This window comes from Teichococcus aerophilus (assembly GCF_014490485.1).
GTDB classification, from domain to species: domain Bacteria; phylum Pseudomonadota; class Alphaproteobacteria; order Acetobacterales; family Acetobacteraceae; genus Pseudoroseomonas; species Pseudoroseomonas aerophila.
Map to the genome: position 1 here is coordinate 45,887 of NZ_JACTVA010000006.1, position 17,136 is coordinate 63,022.

The following is a 17,136-nucleotide window of genomic DNA, read 5'->3' on the forward strand; positions in this document are numbered from 1 at the left end:
CACCAAACCTGCGTAAAGAGGAAGCCCGTGTGAAGACAAGGAATGCGGCGTGACGGATGGCCAGGCGGATGTCGCGGTACTGACCATCGCCAAAGGCCGGCAGGAGCACCTGCTGCGCCTGCTGGACGGCCTCTCCCGCAGCCTGGTGGCGCCTTCCCGCTGCGTGGTGGTGGACCTGAACGCGCAGCCGGCCAGCCTGCCGCCGATGCCCTTTCCCCTGCTGCACCACCACGCCCCCGCCACCGGCCTGCCGCTGGCCGCCGCGCGCAACGCCGCCGCCAGGCTGGCGGAGGCGCCGAAGCTGGTCTTCCTCGACGTGGACTGCATTCCCGCGCCTGACATGGTCGGCACGCTCGGCGCCGCGCTCGGTCGGCAGGATGCGCTGGTCTGCTGCGAGATCCTCTATCTCGACGCCGCTGCCTCCGCCGCGCCTGCCAGTGCGGACGAGCTTGCCCGCCTCGGCCATCGCCACCCGCACCGGCCCTTCCCCGAGCAGGGCAGCCGGGCGGAGCCGAATGCCGGGCTGTTCTGGTCCCTGGCCTTCGGCATCCGCGCCAGCAGCTTCGCGGCGCTGGGCGGCTTCGACACCGGCTTCACCGGCTACGGCGCCGAAGACACCGATTTCGGCTTCCGCGCCCGTGACCATGGCCTGCCCCTGCTCCTGACCGCCGACACCCGCGCCTTCCACCAATACCACCCGGTCTTCGACCCGCCCCTGCAGCATTTCGACGACATCCTGCTCAACGCAAGGCGCTTTCGCGAACGCCACGGCCTGTGGCCCATGGATGGATGGCTGCGGGACTTCGCCCGGATGGGACTGATCGACTGGTCACCCGAGGGGGACCTTCGGCTGTTGCGCCAGCCAAGCGCGGAAGAAGTCGCGGCGGCTGCCTGCCCGCCAGGGCGCGCTTTTTGAGTGGGCTGCGCGTTTGGGGAAGTGGGGGAAGGCTGGGGAAAGAATTCCCCAGACCCCTTCTTTTTTCCGCGAGTTTAGCGTGGCGCTTCGGGACTGAGAGCGGACGCTTTTTGATGATTTTAATCATGGGCCACGCTGGCTGAACCTTCAGTCACGGGAGGCCCAGGACCTCTGGCGCACCCAGCCGTTTTCCAAGACCGCGCTCTCAGCGGCCACGCCCGGAGAAGCTTGAAAACGTAAAAGAAGGGGTCTGGGGAATTCCGTCCCCAGCCTTCATTTCGCAAACCTCGAGTCCTGAACAGCAAAGTGAAGCTGGCTTGCTAAGACCCGATCACCCGTAGCGTACCGTCACCGCCTCCGCGCAACCATCGATGAAGCCGGCCGTGCGGGTGATGGCACTGGCGTCGTGCAGGGCGGCGATGCGGGCCGGGTCCAGCGCCTCGGCTTCCTGCAACAGGCTGGGCCAGGCGGGGGCATCGGGCCAGGTGGGCAGGGTGATGGCGCAGCCCAGGGCGGCCAGGCGGTCAGCTTTGACGGCTTGCTCGGCGAAGGGGCGTGGCTCGGGGATGCAGATGAAGCGCCGGCCCAGCGCGGCCACTTCGGCCAGCAGCCCGTCGCCACAGCCGCCGATGACGAGGCTGGCCTGCCGCAGTAGCGGGGCGGGGTCATCCACCCAGCCCAGCATCTCGATATTGGCGGGGATTGGCCCGGCGGGCCGGGCCAGGCCGGCGACCTGCCAATGGTAGCCCGGGGTGGCTGCGGCGGCGGCCAGCAGGGCGGCCGGGTCCAACGCGCTGCCGCCGCGGCCGAGGACGACGGCGATGCGCCGCGGCTTGCCCGGTGCCTGGTTAGGGGAAGCAGGGGCTAGCAATCCGGCATGGACCGTGCGCTCGCGAATCCAGGCGGGCAGATCGCGCTCGTCCAGCTCGGCCGGGAAGGGGGCGATCAGCGCCTCGCTGGCCTCGAAGGCGGCGAGGTGGGGTGGGTCGTCCCGCCGGCCGGCGAGGCGGAAGGAGACGACGGGCGTGCCGCACAACCGGGCCAGCAGCACGATCTCCACCGAGACATCGACCACCATCAGCGCTGGCCGATGGTCGCGGATCCAGCCAGAGAGCAGCGCGGCGCGTTGCCGCAGCACATCGGCGCCGGGCGGTGCGTAATGCAGCGCGGCGGTGGCGGGGTGCGCGCCGGGGCGGGCGGGCGGTGCGTCCAGCTTGTCGTCCGGCAGGGGCAGCAGCGGGATGCCGGCCTGTGACTGCTGCGCGGCATCGAAGGTGCCGATCAGAGTGCACGGATGGTGCAGCTTCGCGGCGATGGCGCGTGCGCGTTGCCAATGCCCGATGCCGTGGTGATGCACGTAGTATCCGATCGGCCTCATGCGGCCAGGATATCCCGTGCGGCCATGGTTTCCATCTCCCGTGTCGCGGCCTCGATCTCCTGGCACGGGGCGGCGGGGCTGGCGGGCAATAGCGCTTCGGCCCGGGCGAGGAAGGCGATGTCGTTGGGGCTGGCCGCGGCCAGGGCGGCCAGTTCCGCCGCCGTGCCGCCCAGCAGGGTGGCCAGCGCACGCGTATCGCCACGCCAGGCCTGGCGGATCTGCCGCCGGCGTTGCGCCTGCCGCCACCAGAAGGCGGCGGAGGGCAGCAGCATCGGCGCTTCCCCGGCCTGGTCCCAACGCTGCATCTCGGCGGCCATGCCGCCCTCGGCCCGGCCTTCGCGGCGAGCGGAGACGGTGTTCCAGACAGCGGGGTCGTGGCGCAGCCGCAGGCCCTGTTGCTCCAGCGCCGCGATGAAGGCGTTATCCTCCCCGCTGCGCAGGGCGGGGATGCCTCCCACAGCCAGGAAGGCCGCCAGCGTCACGGCCAGGCTGCCGCCGGTGTGACTGCCATGCCGGGGCGGTGGGTCGTGCGGCAGCGGGTCGATCCGGTCAGCGACGGCGCGGACAGCGGCCCAGTAGCGTTCCACCTGCTGGTAGCGCCAGCGCAGGGTGGGCGGCAGCGGGTGGTGGTCGGTATCCTCCGGCAGGATGCGGCCGCCGACGGCATCGGCCCCGGCTTCGATCGCCGCGAGGTTCGCCTGCAGCCAGCAAGGCGGCGGCGTCGCGTCCGCGTCGGTGCTCAGCAGGACGCCGTCCATGGCACCCAGTTCCCGCAGCCAATCGGCGCCGGCCGCCATGGCGGCGCGGCGGGCGCTGCCGGCATGGGCCTCGGCGGGGGCGAAGCGGGCCTCCAGCACGCGTAGGTCGATGCGCCCGCCCTGGCCGGCGCGGGCCAGCGCGGCGGTATCGTCGGCGCAGTTATTGGCCAGGATCAGCAAGCGCGGCCGCACCGGTCCCTCAAGCGCCGCCACCGAACGCAGCAGGGCAGGCAGGCAGTCGCGCTCGTCGCGGGCCGGTACGCAGATGACGGCGTCGCGGCTCATCCGGCTTCCGGCGTGATGTCGAGTATCCGGGGCGCGGGGGCGGCAACCTGTGCGCGGTAGATCGCTTCATAGGCGCGCACCATGCCGGTCGCATCGCCGAGCGCTTCCGCCCGGGCGCGGCAATCGTGGCGGGAGAGGCGGGCAGCAGCGGCGATGCAGCCGGCGAGGCCGACAATGTCGTCCGCGGCGGCCAGCCGGCCGCACGTGGCATCCAGCAACTGCGGCAAGGCACCGCGAGCGAAACCGGCAACCGGGGTGCCGCAGGCCAAAGCCTCGGCCACAACCAGCCCGTAGGGTTCCTCCCAGCGCGGCGTGCACAGCGCCACCGTCGCCTCGCCCATCGCCGCCGCCAGCGCATCATGCGTCAGGTGGCCGAGATAGGTGGCACCGTCATGCAGGCGCGGCACGATCATCTCCTCCCAGTACGCGGCATTGCTGCGCGGGCCGGCGATGCGGAGCGGCATGCCGGCCAGCCTTGCGGCATCCATCGCCAGGTGCAGCCCCTTCTCCGGCACGATGCGGCCGGACCACAAGGCATGCGGCGGCACGGCAGAGGCGCCATCGCGGAATTGCAGCAGGTCGATGCCGTTGGGCACGACGCGGGCGGGCACCAGCGCGGCCCAGGCCTGCCGCACCGTCTCGGACACCGCGATGAACGGGCCCGGCGCCGCCATCTCCGCCACCGCGTTGGCCAAGTCGGGGAAAGGCGGCGTGTGCAGCACCGTCACCATCGGCACCGGCAGGGTATGGGCCAGGGTCAGCGGCAGGTAATGCAGCGCGTTGTTGTGGATGATATCGAAGCGTTCCGCCGCCAGCATGCCGATGATACGGGTGTAGGCCTCGTGCTCGCGCAATGCCACGGCCTCGATCTCGCGCGGCTCGGTCGGCGTGCCGGTCGGTGGGCAGATGATGACGGGCTCCAGCGCCGGGTCCGTGCCCTCGGCTGCATAGAGCCGCACGTCGTGGCCCATGGCGCGCAGCTTGCGCACCAGCATGTGGGTGTGCATTTCCAGCCCCCCCGAAAAGGGCTCGGCAATCGGGTACTTCAGATGTGCCAGTACAGCGATCCGCATGCCGCGTGGTCCTTCCAGGGAAGATGCGAAGCGCGGCGATCTCGGGCCGCCATGGATAACGGCGGAGATGGGTGATTCGTTACCGCGGCAATACGCTGTCTTCGATTCTTTGCAGGAGATCCAAGCGGTATTGCGGCGTGCGGTGCCCGGCCAGCACGCGCAGCTGCGGCGCGGCGGCGGTGATGAACAGCGTGGAAGCCGCATCGCCGCGCAACGGGAAGGGGGGCTCCGCCGCGGCCAGCCAGTGCACCAGCACCACATGCCCACCCGGTTCCAGGCAAGCCGCCGCCTGCCGAGCCACGCGCTGCACGTCGGCGGCATCCAGGTAGTACAGCACTTCCGACAGCACGATCAGGTCGTGCGGCCCGTCCGGCCAGTCCTCCGGAATGCGCCCCTGGCGGAAGCGGACATGCGGGGCATGCCCACATAGCTCTTGCGCCGTCTGCAAGGGTGCGGCGGCGGCATCGGTGGCCAGCAGGTTGTCGCACCGCCCCGCCAGCATCTGCGTCAGTACGCCGACCGAGCATGCAGCTTCGAAACCACGCCGGTAGCGGTCTCGGGGCAGGGCGGCCAGGGTGGCGGCGTACTTGCCCTGCTCATACGCGCTGCTGCGGAAGCGCCACGGGTCCGGGTCCTCCGCATAGATCGCATCGAAATGGGCGCTGGGGAGGGAGGTCATGCGGCGGCTTCCACATAGGCCTCGAAGGGCCGTTGCAGCACCGCCAGCACGGCGGGGGAGAGGGCGAAGGCGGACGGGGCGTCGCCGATCACCTGCCCCAGCTGGCTGCGGTGGGACGCGACGGCGCGCTGCTTGCGCGGCAGCATGGCGGCGACGTCCAGCCGCATGCCCTGGGGCGGGCCGGCCCATTCGGCGGCGGGCAGCGGCCCCAGCCCCTCGTTCATCTCCGGGTACAGGTAGCGCCAGCTCCAGACCGGGTAGCCCAGCAGCCGCAGGCCGCCCAGTGCCGCCGCGCGGCGGCCGATGGCCCAGCAGGCCTCATGGTCCTTGTGCGGGTCCAGCCCCAGCGTGGCCACCAGCGTGGTCTGCCCGGCGGCATCCAGCACGGCACGGGAGGCGTCCTCCAGCCGTTGACCCCCGGCGGGCACGTCGCCATCGGGCCAGTCCAGGAAACCGACATCATCGGGGGCCACGCCCAGCGCGGCGGCCGCATCCAATGCTTCCTGCCGGCGAAGGTCCCGCAGGCGCGGCGCCGGGAACAGGCGGGAATGGGGATGCGACCCGGCGCCATCCGACAGCACCAGGATGCGCGCCGGCCGCCCCGCCGCCGCCGCGAGTGCCAGCAGCCCGCCGCAGCCGAGGGATTCGTCGTCCGGATGCGGCGCCAACACGGTGATGCCGCTGCCATCCGGCAGCAGGGCATCCAGCCCACCCAGGGGCAACGCCTCTACCGCCCGTAGATACGCATCAGCCTTCACGGCAGGGTTTCGTCCCAGGCATCGCCCATCGGCAGTGGCGCGTGCAGCCACGCCGCCGCGCCGGAGGCCAGCGCCCGGTCCGGGCCCGGCTGGCGCAGATAGGTCATCAGGTCGCGCGCGATGCGTTCCACCGGCGCCGGGCGCATGAAGGCCTGCAGGCCGACGGAGCGCTGGGTATGTTCCAGCACCTCCAGCGCCGCGCTCTCCACCGCGCCACGGGCAAGGTCGACATAGGGTAGCAGTTGCTCCGGCGGGCTTTCGGTATCCTCGGCCATCACGGCGGCGCGCTGCACCCACAGCCGCGCCGTCTCCACCGCCGTGGCCACTTGGCCGAAGCGCGCGGCCTGGTGCGGGTCGGCACCCCGGCCGGTGCGCAGGAAGTGTTGCCGCAACGCCTCGGCCAGGGCCTCCATGCCGCCCAGCTGCACGGCCAGGAAGCGCCAGGCGCCGCCGGAGAAGCCCGGCTGGGTGAAGTACGCATCCGCCCCGCCATGGATCTCGTCCCGCGCGACCTGCATCCCCTCGAAATCGAAGCTGCCGGTGGCGGAGGCGCGCATGCCGCTCGGTGTCCAGCGGGAGAGGTCGGCGCGCTGCTGCTGGCCTTCCAGCGGCAGGATCAGCATCAGAGAAGGTCCATCGGCCCCGCTACGCGCCGTCACCAGCGCCTGGCCGACGAGGCCGGCGCCGGAGCAGAGGATCTTGCCCTCATGCAGGATGCCGCCGCCGCTGGCATCCGGCTCCAGCCACAGGCCGTGCTGCGGGTCCTCGGCGTTCCAGACGCCGAAGAGCTGCCCGGCCCGCGCGGCGGCGGCGGCGCTGGCCTGCTGGGTGGCGGTGCCATGGTGGAAGGCCAGCCGCAGCGCGTTCACGTGGCCTTCGAACAACCGGCCCAGCGGCAGGCTGGCGCGACCCACCAGGCGCAGGGCCTGGAACAGCGGCCGGGCCGTGCCGGGCTCCACACCCCAGCCGCAGCCGCCGAAGGATGTCGGCAGGGGGGCCATGAGCAGGCCTTCATCGCCCAGGCGGGCGATGTCCTCGGCGGGGAGGGCGCCAGCCTGGCTGTCCAGCTCAGCGGCACGGGCCTCGATCTCGGGCGCGATCGCGCGCAGGCGACCCAGCAGCGCCGCGGACCGCAGGGGACGCGGCAGGGAGGCGACGCTTGCACTCAAGCTGGCCATGCCTGCTCTCCGGGAATTTTTTCCATGAATGGGAAGAATGTCTGGCTTGGCCGTTCGTTGCGGCACAGGCTTCACGTTATGCGGCGGCGACCACGAGCGGTGCCGTTCCGCATGGCCCGATCCCGACGCAATGGCCCTGCAACGTTCCAAGCTGGAGCAGGGCTTTTGGCGATTCGTCCGCGGAACCTTCAGCGGCGCGCTGCAACCGGGGCCGCCCTGGCTCGATTATAGCGGGCAGGGCGGAAGCGGGGCGGAAAGCCCGCACCGCTTCCGCCAGACGATATGGCATGCCGCACCTTGCTGACACACGCCCCTGCCCGGGCGGTGCCCGCAGCGGCGCCAAGGAAATGGGCCGGGACAGCCGGCCACAACGCTTGTCAGGAACAGATTGATGAACGATGACGCACCCCCGGGCGTCTGCCGCCGGACGGTCCTGGCGGCCGGTGGCGCCGGCCTCGCCGCCCTGAACGGCAAGGCGGAAGCGCAGAGTGCCGGCCCGAACGCCACGCCCGGCGCGACACCGGGCGCCACGACGCCGGGTGGCACGGAAGCCGTTGTTCTGCGCGTGAACGGGCAGGAGCGCAGCCTGGCGCTGGACCCGCGCGTGACGTTGCTGGACGCGCTGCGTGAGCATCTGCACCTGACCGGCAGCAAGAAGGGGTGCGACCACGGCCAGTGCGGCGCCTGCACCGTGTTGGTGAACGGCCGCCGCATCAATGCCTGCCTGACGCTGGCCGTGATGCATGATGGCGACGAGGTCGTCACCATTGAGGGCCTGGGCCAGCCGGATGCGCTGCACCCGATGCAGGCCGCCTTCGTCAAGCATGACGGCTTCCAGTGCGGCTACTGCACGCCCGGGCAGATCTGCTCCTCCGTCGCAGTGCTGGAAGAGATCAAGGCCGGTATCCCCAGCCACGTCACCGCCGACCTGAACGCCGTCTCCTTCAGCGAGGACGAGGTGCGGGAGCGGATGAGCGGCAATCTCTGCCGTTGCGCCGCCTACCCCAACATCGTCGAAGCCATTCGCGAAGTGCAGGAGCGCGGCGCATGAAGTCCTTCACCTACCAGCGGGTCTCGACCCCCGCCGAGGCCGCCGCCGCCGTCGCCGCCAACCCGGGCGCCAAGTTTCTCGCCGGCGGCACCAATCTCCTCGACCTGATGAAGCTACAGATCGAGGTGCCGACGCATCTGGTAGATGTGAACCGCCTGGGCCTGGACCGGATCGAGCCAACGGCGGAAGGCGGCCTGCGCATCGGCGCGCTGGTGCGGAATACCGACCTCGCCGCCGATGCGCGGGTGAAGCGGGATTACGCCGTGCTCTCCCGCGCCCTGCTGGCCGGTGCCTCAGGCCAGCTGCGCAACAAGGCCACCACCGCTGGCAACCTGTTGCAGCGGACGCGCTGCCCGTATTTCTATGACCCCGCGCAGGCCTGCAACAAACGCAATCCGGGGTCCGGCTGCGCCGCGCTGGGCGGCTTCAGCCGCAACCTGGCCGTGCTGGGCACCAGCGAGCACTGCATCGCCACGCACCCGTCCGACATGGCGGTGGCCATGCGGGCGCTGGATGCGGTGGTGGAGACGGTGCATGCGGATGGCGCCACCCGGCAGATCCCCATCGCTGAATTCCACCGCCTGCCCGGCGATACGCCGGAGGTGGAGACGGCGCTGCGCCATGGCGAGTTCGTCACCGCCGTGACGCTGCCGCCGCCGGTGGGCGGCGTGCACCTGTACCGCAAGGTGCGGGACCGGGCTTCCTACGCCTTCGCCACCATCTCGGTCGCTGCCGTGCTGGTGCCGGAAGGCGGCAAGGTGGCGCAGGCGCGCCTGGCCTTCGGCGGCCTGGCGCACCAGCCCTGGCGGGTGACGGAGGCGGAGGACCGCCTGCGCGGCCAGGGCGCCGATGCCGCCAACGCCGTGGCGGATGCCGTGCTGCAGGGCGCCCGCCCAACCGAGCAGAACGCTTTCAAGCTGCCGCTGACGCGCCGGGTGCTGGCTGGCACGCTGGCGCAGGCGATGCAGGGCTAAGGGGACCGGACGATGGATTTCAACGCACCCGCCACCGCCAATCCCTCCGACCGCATGCGCGTCATCGGCCAGCCGCTGGACCGGGTGGACGGCCCGCTGAAGGTCAGTGGCCGCGCCCACTATTCCTACGAGTATCACGAGGAGGCGCCCAACGCCGCCTATGGCTGGCTGGTCGGCGCCGAGATCGGCAAAGGCAAGATCGCCGGCATCGACACCGCGGCGGCGGAGGCCGCGCCCGGCGTGCTGCTGGTGCTGACGCACCGCAACGCCCCGGCCCAGGGCAAGGACAGCGACTATGCCGCGCCACAACTGCAGGGGACCGAGGTGCTGCACCACGGCCAGGCCGTGGCCTTCGTGGTGGCCGAAAGCCTGGAACAGGCGCGCGCCGCCGCCCGGCTGGTAAAGGTGGACTACGCCGCCGAGCCGGGCCGTTACGACCTGGCGCAGGAGCGCAGCCGCGCCGTGGCGCCGGAGCCTGGCATGGTGAAGCCCGAGACCAGGGCCGGCGACTTCGACGCCGGCTTCGCCGCCGCGCCGGTGCAGTTGGACGTGACCTACACCACGCCCGACCAGTCCCACGCGATGATGGAGCCGCACGCCAGCACGGCGGTGTGGGAGGGTGACGAGCTGACGCTCTACACCTCCCACCAGATCCTGCACTGGGCGGCGGAGGGCGTGGCGGCGACGTTGCAGATGCCGCCGGAGAAGCTGCGCGTCGTCAGCCGCTATATCGGCGGCGGCTTCGGCTCCAAGCTGGTGGTGTATGGCGATGCGGTGCTCAGCGCGCTGGCGGCCAGGCAACTGCGCCGCCCGGTGAAGGTGGCCCTGACGCGGCAGCAGATCTTCAACCACACCACCCATCGCCCGGCGACCATCCAGCGCCTGCGCATCGGCGCCGATGCTGAGGGGCGCATCGCCGCCATCGCGCATGAAAGCTGGTCCGGGGACCAGGAGAGCGGCGGCACTGCGGAAGGCGCCGCCAGCCAGACCCGCCTGCTCTATGCCGGCAAGGACCGGCTGACCCGGCACCGCCTGGCGACGCTGGACCTGCCCTTCGCCGGCGCCATGCGTGCCCCGGGCGAGGCGGTGGGCCTGCTGGCGCTGGAATGCGCCATGGACGAGCTGGCGGAGAAACTGGGCATGGACCCGGTGGAACTGCGCATCCGCAACGACGTCGCCTATAATCCGGAGGAAGGGCCCTCCAAGCCCTACTCCACCCGCAAGCTGGTGGAATGCCTGCGTGAGGGCGCTCGCCGCTTCGGCTGGGACGCCCGCAACCCGCGCCCGGCCCAGGTGCGGGATGGGCGCTGGCTGGTCGGCCTCGGCGTCGCCGCCGCGGTACGGCCCAACCCGGTGATGGATTCCGGCGCGCGGCTGCACCTGGATGGCCAGGGCCGGTTGACGGTGGAGACGCAGATGACCGATATCGGCACCGGCAGCTACACCATCCTGGCGCAGGTGGCGGCGGAGATGCTGGGCCTCGAGGTCGGCGCGGTGACGGTGAAGCTGGGCGATACCCGCTTCCCGCAGGCCTCGGGTTCCGGCGGCTCCTGGGGTGCCAACAGCTCCGGCGCCGGGGTCTATGCGGCGGCGATGAAGCTGCGTGGCATCGTCGCGCAGCGGGCCGGCTTCAATGACGAGGCGGTGTTCGAGGATGGCACCGTCCGTTCCGGCCAGCGCAGCCTGACCCTGGCCGAGGTGGCCGGCGAGGCCGGGCTCTCTGCCGAGGCCGAGATCACCTTCGGCGACTTCAGCAAGCAATACGAGCAGGCCGGCTTCGGCGCGCATTTCTGCGAGGTGCGGGTGGATGTGGAGACCGCCGAGATCCGCATCCGCCGCATGCTGAGCGTGGCGGCGGCCGGGCGCGTGCTGAACCCCAAGACCGCGCGCAGCCAGTGCCTGGGCGGCATGACCATGGGCATCGGCGCCGCGTTGATGGAGGAGGCGGTGGTGGACAAGCGCCACGGCCTGTTCATCAACCACGACCTGGCCGAGTACCAGGTGCCCGTGCATGCGGACATCCCGCATATGGACGTGGTGTTCCTGGAGGAGGAGGACGACAAATCCTCCCCCATCAAGGCCAAGGGCATTGGCGAGCTAGGCATTTGCGGCGTCGGCGCCGCCGTGGCCAATGCGGTCTACAACGCGACCGGCGTGCGCATCCGCGACTATCCGCTGACGCTGGACAAGCTGCTGAAGGCGGGCATGCCGCAGGCCTGAGCGGCAGGATCCCAGGTCTGGGTGCAGCGCGACGGAAGGGCCTCCTCGGAGGCCCTTTTTTCATCCGCGCGCCGCCGTAACGAAAACATGGCCCGCAGGCTGCGCACAGTCTAACATCCCTATCCAAGCAATCAGACGATGTTCCGGAGGCGACCATGCGGGACACATCGTGGAAGAATGTCAGGGCAGGAACCGTAAAATATTCCGACAATGCTTCGGCATTCACGTCGGAACATTTGAAGTGCGGCTGGATACTGCTCAGCCACTGTAGCCTCGGCCCGCTCCGTATCCCCATTGTCCTGCTGCGCCCCGATGGCGGTGTCGCGTTGTTCGAACTGCCGCCCGCCTGGACGGAGGACCTGCCCGCGCATTTCCGCCAGGGACTGGCAAGGGCCGGCTTCAGCGCCGCCTATCCGGGGCATCTGCCGGTGATCCATCGCCGCCTGCGGCCAGAGGATATCCCCCACCTGGATTCCATCCTGCATGAGGCCTTTGCCTTCGAGGAGCGGATCGGCATCTCCCCCACTTCCGGCTGGGTGGAGGCGCTGCAGGCCATGCTGGCGAAGGCCCCCGCGACGGCATCGGCGAAGGTCTCAGTGGCGCAGCCGCGCGCGCCGCGCCGGAAGCTGGTGCCGGCCCTGCTGGCCTGCGCCGGCGTGGCCGCTTGCTGGCTACTATGGCCGGCACCGCGGCAGGCCGAGCCGCCGCCCACCCTGCCGCGCCTGGCCGCCGCCCTACCGACGATGCCAACGCCGGCCGAGACCATGGCCGCGCCCCCGCCTGTGCCGGCGGCGGACAGCGTGTGGCCACGTTGGACGGCCTCGGCCCTGGCCGGAGCGCCGGCAGCGGAGACCCTGCCTGGGACACCCGTCCCGCTCCTCGCGTCTACCCTGCCTGAACTCGAAGCGATCCCGGCAATGCCAGAAGGGGAAGCGCTGGCCTGGGCGATGGCCTTACCGGCCGCACTCCCCGCTGTGGCGGGCGAGGGCACGCCGCAAGCGCCCTTGCCTGCCCTGGTGACGCTGGCCGCGCTGCAGGCGCCCCCTGGCTGGGAGGTGCCGGTGGCTGCTTCACCGGCCTTTCTGGTGACGGTGCCTGCGCCGGTGTTGCCGGAAGTGCCATCGACCCAGGACACGCCGCCCACGGCGCCGCTGCCAAGCCCCATGACCGCACGGTGGCTGATTCCAGAGTTTGTCCGCGCCGAGACCCCTGAGGGCGCGCAGGCGTCACCGGCTCAATCGCCGGACCCGCAGCCCCTGGCTTTGTCGGCGCCGGAAGCCGGTGCCGGAGGGCTGGCTCTGCCTGCGCGGGATAGCACGTCTGCGACGGCTGCAGCGCGGACCGGCGTTGTGGAAGCGTCTGTGCGAGGGGAAGCAGAGAGCCAGGCTGCACCGATAGCCGAAACACCTGCTCCGATGGCGACGGAACGGCCACCTCCGGCAGATCAGCCGCCCCCGGGCGCCAGGGCCACCGCCGAAACGCCTCTGCCACCATCGGCCGGACAGCCGGCCATGGACAACGCCACCGCAGCGCTGCCCTCACCAGTCGCCGAACTGCCGCCAGCCGCGACCGCCGCGCCCTCACCGCCGGCAGTAGAACGATTACCCGCTCCGGCGGCGGTCGGTGCCATTGCCACCGAAGCGCCCCAACCCACACCGCCAACACCCAGGGCCACCGGCAGCGTAACCACCTCGGCCGGAATGGCCGCCGCGCCCGTGCCCGCCCGGCCCGTCCAGGACCCGCCTCCATCGCAGCCAGCGGTGGCGGAGCCCGCCCTGGTCGCCGCCATGCTGCGCCGGGCGGAGGTATTGCTCTCCTTCGGCGATATCTCCGGCGCACGGCGCTTTCTGGAGCGGGCGGAGGCCGCCGGCAGCGCCAGCGCCGCCGTGGCCCTGGCCGAGACCTACGACCCCGCCACCCTCGCCAGCCTGCACACCAGGGGGCTGCGGCCCGACCCCGCCGCCGCGCTGGCTTGGTACCGCCGCGCCGCCGCGCGTGGCGCCCCGGTGGCACAGCGCATCCAAGCCCTGGAGGCCCCATGAACCAGCCGACCCTGCCCCCTGCCACCCGGCGCGGCCTGTTGCTGGCCAGCGTGGCCGCCGCAACCGCCACCCAGCCGGCCGAGGCGCAGAACCTCGCCATGGTCAACGCCATGGTGACGCAGGCCAATGGCGGCACCGTCGGCGTCATCGCCGGCGGGGTGGACGGCACCTATATCCGCATCGCCGCCGACCTCGCCTCCGTGCTGGATGACGGGGATGCGCTGCGGGTGCTGCCGATCCTCGGCAAGGGCTCGGTGCAGAACATCACGGATATCATGCTGCTGCGGGGCATCGATGTCGGCATCGTCCAGTCGGACGCGCTGGCCTACGCGCGCGGCCGCAGGCTGGTGCCCGGCATCGACAGCATGATCCAGTACATCGCCAAGCTGTATGACGAGGAAATCCATATCCTCGCCCACGCCGACATCCGAACCTTGCAGGACCTGGCAGGCAAGACCGTCAATATCGACGTCCCTGGCAGCGGCACGGCGATGACGGCGGCGCTGGTGTTCGGCCTGCTGGGCATCCAGCCCCGCATGGCACAGGATACGCAGGACGTGGCACTGACCAGGCTGCGCCAGGGCGAGATCGCGGCCATGGTGTTCATCGCCGGCAAGCCCGCGCGGCTGTTCAGCGGCGTGCCGGCCGGCAGCGGCCTGCACTTCCTGCCCATCGCCGCCACGCCGGCGCTGATCGAAACCTACCTGCCCTCTACCCTGGGCGCGGCGGACTACCCTGGCCTGGTGCCGCAGGGCAAAAGCGTGGAGACCATCGCCGTCGGCGCCGTCATGGCCGTCTACGCCTGGCAACCGGGCACCGAGCGGCACCGCAAGGTGGCCCGCTTCGTCGAGGCCTTCCAGTCCCGCTTCCCCGCCTTCCTGCAGGCCCCGCGTCATCCGAAATGGAAAGAGGTGAACCTCGCGGCCCAGGTGCCGGGCTGGACCCGCTTCAACGCAGTCCGTTAGGCGCAAGGGAAGGGAAGGGAAGGGAAGGGAAGGCCGGGGAAAGAATTCCCCGGGCCCCTTCTTTTTTCTGTGAGTTTCTTGTCTGTGCTTTAGCGGGAGAGGTGCGGCTAAGGGGGGGAGCAGGTTGCCGGGATGAGGTGTGTCATCCATTCTGCCTTGCCAGGGGCCTGCTCGAAATAACAGATAAATAGTAGTGTTTTGAGAATGTGCTCGTTGAACTCCGTTGTCCGGATTGCCACGAGCGCCCGCGCCAGTCGCCAACAATGACAGAAGCAAGTCCGCCGCAAAGAAGCGCAGCGGACTTGCTCCCTACCCTCATCGTCCACGTGATTCTTGGTCAACCCGACCTACGACAATCACGCAGCAACGCAGGGACAACCCCTCCACAAGCACCGCCAAAAAACACCCCCAAAAAGGAGGGGGCTTGGGGGAGCTCACTCCCCCGACCTATCCTCAGGCCCCCAGCCACACCTCCGGGTTCGCCAGCAGCGGGCTGCGCTGCTGGAACTCGTCGCTGTTGACGAAGCCCTGGGCGATATCGGCCAGCGCGGTGCCGTCCTGCAGTGCCTGGGTCCAGAAGGCGCGGCCCTCGGCATCCGCGCCGCGGCCGAGCGTGGTGGTGTAGAGCGCGTCGACCATCGCGGCCTCGCCCATGCCATCGGCGCGGGCCTGGTGCTCGGCGGAGCCGGCGATGCTGTTGGCGATCTCGCCCATGGTCATGCCATCGGCGCTATGGTCCATCCAGAAATGCAGGCCATCCGCTTCGGCGGTGCGGCCCAGCAGGGCGCGGTACAGGCCCATCACCTCGGTCTGGCCGGTGGCGAAAAGCTGCTGCGCGCCATCGGTGAACAGCAGGTTCTCCACGTCGCCCACCTTTTGCACGTCACCGGTGCGGAGGTTGGTGATGGTGGCCAGGCTCTCCGCCACGCGGATCTCGTAGTGGCCGCGGGCACCGTTCAGCACCAGCGTATCCTGCCCGCCGCCGCCGAGGATGGTGTCGTTGCCGGCGCTTTCGAAGAAGCGGTTGTCGCCGGCATTGCCCTGGATGCGGTTGTCCAGCGCGTTGCCGATGACCATGGCGTCACCGTTGCCGTTCAGCCGCAGGTTCTCGACATTGCCGGGCAGCACCACCGTGCCGTCGCCGTAGTAGACGGCGAGGTCGGTGCCTTCGCTGCCCTTGGCGGCGGTGAAGTCGCCGGCATCGCGCACCAGGATGTCATGGCCGCCGCGCAGGTTGGAAAGGGCGATAGCGCCATCCCCCGCCATGTACTGGTCCACCGCCGCGCGGCCGAGGTCGGGGAAGTCGGTGAACAGGGCGTCGAGGCCCATGTCCAGCAGCTTGACGAACTCCTCCACCGGCAGCTGCACGGTGCCGTCCGGGTTCAGCGCCATGAAGCTCTCATCGGCGCGCACGGTCCAGGGCACGTATTCCAGCCCGGCGGCGTGGGCGATGTCGGACAGGTCCAGCAGCTGGCCGGTGAGGATCTTGGTGATCTCCGCCTTGCCGTCGCCATCGGCATCCACCGGAGTCTCCAGCCGCGTGCTGCGCAGGATGGCGTCCTTGGAGGGGGCGAGGATGTCAGCGTAGAGCTTCGCCATCGCCTGGATGGCGGCGGCGGAATACAGGTCGGCGTTGCTGGCGCTGGCGGCAGTCAGCGGGAAGTCGAAGCCATCGTAGAGGGAGGGGTCGGCGCCCTTGCCGGCATTGGCCGGGTTGAAGTGGAAGGCGATATCCGCCGCACCGCCCAGTAGCTGGGAGAGTTTGAAGTCCACCCCGGCGGCCGGCATGATCTCGTTGGCCAGTTGGATCAGGTTCAGCATGTCGAAGGACTGAATGGTGACGCGGTCGCCATCGGTGAAGCCCTTGGCCACCAGCACGTCCACCAGCATCTGCGAGGTATCGGCATGGATGGCGGAGCCGTCGATGAAAGTGCCGGTATAGGCGAAGTGCGTCGGGCTCTTGGTCTCCGGCGCGATGCCGATCTTGCGGCCCGTCTCGACCTCGACCTGGTTCACCAGGTCGATGATCTCCTCGACCGTCGGAATGCGGAACTGGTCGTCGTAGCTGGCGCTTTCCGGCCGCGTCTCGGGGATGCGCTCGCGCGCCCAGAGCGTCTTGATCTCGGCCAGGGTGAAGTCCTCGGCGAACCAGCCGCTGACATTGCGGCCGTTGATGGCCTTGGTGGTGTAGAGATGCGCGAATTCCGCCCGCTCGCCGACATCGGTGGTGTGGTCGAGAAGGTTTTCATGCCGGGCGATCAGGTGGCCATCCTTGGTCATGACCACGTCGGGTTCGATCACCTCGGCACCCATCTCGATCGCCAGCTTGTAGGCTTCGAGCGTGTGCTCCGGCCGATAGCCGCTGGCGCCGCGATGGCCGATGACCTGCGGCGCGCCGCCATTGAGCGAATCGTACTGAGCCATGACATCCATATCCCATCCGTGCGGCGCGAGGGACGGCCGGAGGGAAATGCCACCCGCTCTTGCGCCGCGTTTGAGCGGCCGGGGTATCCGCGCTGCGGGACAGGGCGATGAAGGGAAGATGACGTTCAGGTTAAGTGAGTGACAGATACGCGCTGGCGAAGCATGTCCGGCGACTGATGGTACGGATGGCTGTCGCCCCGCGGTGCCGGCGTCGGGCCGGGCAGCACAAGGTTGTGCGTGCGGGTGGGGCGCGCGCCTGTGCTAGACTTTCGTTGAAGCAGCGGGAAGTTTTGCGACGCAGCATTGACCTGCGTGAGTCGGTTGCTGGCGCGGTGATCCACCAGAGGCCAGACCTTCTTCTTTGGCTCGTGCTTGAAAGCAGATGAACTGTACGTAATTTATAGTGCGGAAGCGGCGCTCATCGAGCGTGCAGCA

Annotated in this window: 13 protein-coding genes; 6 read left to right on the top strand and 7 right to left on the bottom strand. The window is 70.1% G+C overall.

Features of this window, described 5'->3' with window-relative positions; translation table 11 throughout:
- The first annotated feature begins 49 nt into the window (after positions 1-49).
- Positions 50-916: a glycosyltransferase family 2 protein gene (locus IBL26_RS05335; RefSeq protein ID WP_187783430.1), complete on the top strand. Its 867-nt coding sequence runs from the start codon at positions 50-52 to the stop codon at positions 914-916.
- A gap of 331 nt (positions 917-1,247) precedes the next feature.
- Here the strand turns inward: IBL26_RS05335 and IBL26_RS05340 are convergent, their stop codons facing one another.
- The 6 genes from IBL26_RS05340 to IBL26_RS05365 form a co-directional block, all read right to left on the bottom strand.
- Positions 1,248-2,294 carry a glycosyltransferase gene (locus IBL26_RS05340; RefSeq protein ID WP_187783431.1) on the bottom strand — a complete coding sequence of 349 codons (1,047 nt, stop codon included), beginning with the start codon at positions 2,292-2,294 and terminating at the stop codon, positions 1,248-1,250.
- Complete coding sequence (locus IBL26_RS05345) at positions 2,291-3,337, bottom strand: glycosyltransferase (protein ID WP_187783432.1); 1,047 nt, start codon at positions 3,335-3,337, stop codon at positions 2,291-2,293. Before IBL26_RS05345 ends, IBL26_RS05340 begins: the two co-directional genes overlap by 4 nt.
- Positions 3,334-4,410 (bottom strand): glycosyltransferase, encoded by a 1,077-nt coding sequence (locus tag IBL26_RS05350; protein ID WP_187783433.1) that lies wholly within the window; start codon positions 4,408-4,410, stop codon positions 3,334-3,336. Before IBL26_RS05350 ends, IBL26_RS05345 begins: the two co-directional genes overlap by 4 nt.
- 79 nt (positions 4,411-4,489) lie before the next feature.
- On the bottom strand, positions 4,490-5,089 hold the full coding sequence (locus IBL26_RS05355; protein WP_187783434.1) for a class I SAM-dependent DNA methyltransferase: 600 nt from the start codon (positions 5,087-5,089) through the stop codon (positions 4,490-4,492).
- Positions 5,086-5,847: a PIG-L deacetylase family protein gene (locus IBL26_RS05360; protein WP_187783435.1), complete on the bottom strand. Its 762-nt coding sequence runs from the start codon at positions 5,845-5,847 to the stop codon at positions 5,086-5,088. The genes IBL26_RS05355 and IBL26_RS05360 overlap by 4 nt, the downstream gene beginning before the upstream one ends.
- Positions 5,844-7,025: an acyl-CoA dehydrogenase family protein gene (locus IBL26_RS05365; protein ID WP_187783436.1), complete on the bottom strand. Its 1,182-nt coding sequence runs from the start codon at positions 7,023-7,025 to the stop codon at positions 5,844-5,846. The genes IBL26_RS05360 and IBL26_RS05365 overlap by 4 nt, the downstream gene beginning before the upstream one ends.
- 391 nt (positions 7,026-7,416) lie before the next feature.
- On the opposite strand from IBL26_RS05365, the gene paoA reads away from it, so the two are divergent.
- The 5 genes from paoA to IBL26_RS05390 all read left to right on the top strand — a co-directional run bounded on the left by paoA (position 7,417) and on the right by IBL26_RS05390 (position 14,277).
- Positions 7,417-8,076 (top strand): aldehyde dehydrogenase iron-sulfur subunit PaoA, encoded by a 660-nt coding sequence (paoA, locus tag IBL26_RS05370; protein WP_187783437.1) that lies wholly within the window; start codon positions 7,417-7,419, stop codon positions 8,074-8,076.
- Positions 8,073-9,050 (top strand): FAD binding domain-containing protein, encoded by a 978-nt coding sequence (locus IBL26_RS05375; RefSeq protein ID WP_187783438.1) that lies wholly within the window; start codon positions 8,073-8,075, stop codon positions 9,048-9,050. The genes paoA and IBL26_RS05375 overlap by 4 nt, the downstream gene beginning before the upstream one ends.
- Before the next feature lie 12 nt (positions 9,051-9,062).
- A complete protein-coding gene (locus IBL26_RS05380; protein WP_187783439.1) occupies positions 9,063-11,270 on the top strand; it encodes a xanthine dehydrogenase family protein molybdopterin-binding subunit in 2,208 nt (735 codons plus the stop codon).
- 326 nt (positions 11,271-11,596) lie between these two features.
- Positions 11,597-13,312 (top strand): hypothetical protein, encoded by a 1,716-nt coding sequence (locus IBL26_RS05385; protein ID WP_187783440.1) that lies wholly within the window; start codon positions 11,597-11,599, stop codon positions 13,310-13,312.
- The gene (locus tag IBL26_RS05390) at positions 13,309-14,277 is read left to right on the top strand and encodes a TAXI family TRAP transporter solute-binding subunit (protein WP_187783441.1); all 969 of its coding nucleotides are present in this window, start codon (positions 13,309-13,311) and stop codon (positions 14,275-14,277) included. Before IBL26_RS05385 ends, IBL26_RS05390 begins: the two co-directional genes overlap by 4 nt.
- 453 nt (positions 14,278-14,730) lie before the next feature.
- Here the strand turns inward: IBL26_RS05390 and IBL26_RS05395 are convergent, their stop codons facing one another.
- Entirely contained in the window at positions 14,731-16,701 is a 1,971-nt protein-coding gene (locus tag IBL26_RS05395) for a glycerophosphodiester phosphodiesterase family protein (RefSeq protein ID WP_187783442.1), read from the bottom strand.
- Positions 16,702-17,136: the final 435 nt, after the last annotated feature.

Excerpts from the sequence above, each read along its gene's own strand:
- IBL26_RS05340 (WP_187783431.1), bottom strand. The coding sequence starts at position 2,294 with ATGAGGCCGATCGGATACTACGTGCATCACCACGGCATCGGGCATTGG.
- IBL26_RS05350 (WP_187783433.1), bottom strand. The coding sequence starts at position 4,410 with ATGCGGATCGCTGTACTGGCACATCTGAAGTACCCGATTGCCGAGCCC.
- IBL26_RS05345 (WP_187783432.1), bottom strand. The coding sequence starts at position 3,337 with ATGAGCCGCGACGCCGTCATCTGCGTACCGGCCCGCGACGAGCGCGAC.
- IBL26_RS05355 (WP_187783434.1), bottom strand. The coding sequence starts at position 5,089 with ATGACCTCCCTCCCCAGCGCCCATTTCGATGCGATCTATGCGGAGGAC.
- IBL26_RS05395 (WP_187783442.1), bottom strand. The coding sequence starts at position 16,701 with ATGGCTCAGTACGATTCGCTCAATGGCGGCGCGCCGCAGGTCATCGGC.
- IBL26_RS05375 (WP_187783438.1), top strand. The coding sequence starts at position 8,073 with ATGAAGTCCTTCACCTACCAGCGGGTCTCGACCCCCGCCGAGGCCGCC.
- IBL26_RS05365 (WP_187783436.1), bottom strand. The coding sequence starts at position 7,025 with ATGGCCAGCTTGAGTGCAAGCGTCGCCTCCCTGCCGCGTCCCCTGCGG.
- paoA (WP_187783437.1), top strand. The coding sequence starts at position 7,417 with ATGAACGATGACGCACCCCCGGGCGTCTGCCGCCGGACGGTCCTGGCG.
- IBL26_RS05390 (WP_187783441.1), top strand. The coding sequence starts at position 13,309 with ATGAACCAGCCGACCCTGCCCCCTGCCACCCGGCGCGGCCTGTTGCTG.
- IBL26_RS05380 (WP_187783439.1), top strand. The coding sequence starts at position 9,063 with ATGGATTTCAACGCACCCGCCACCGCCAATCCCTCCGACCGCATGCGC.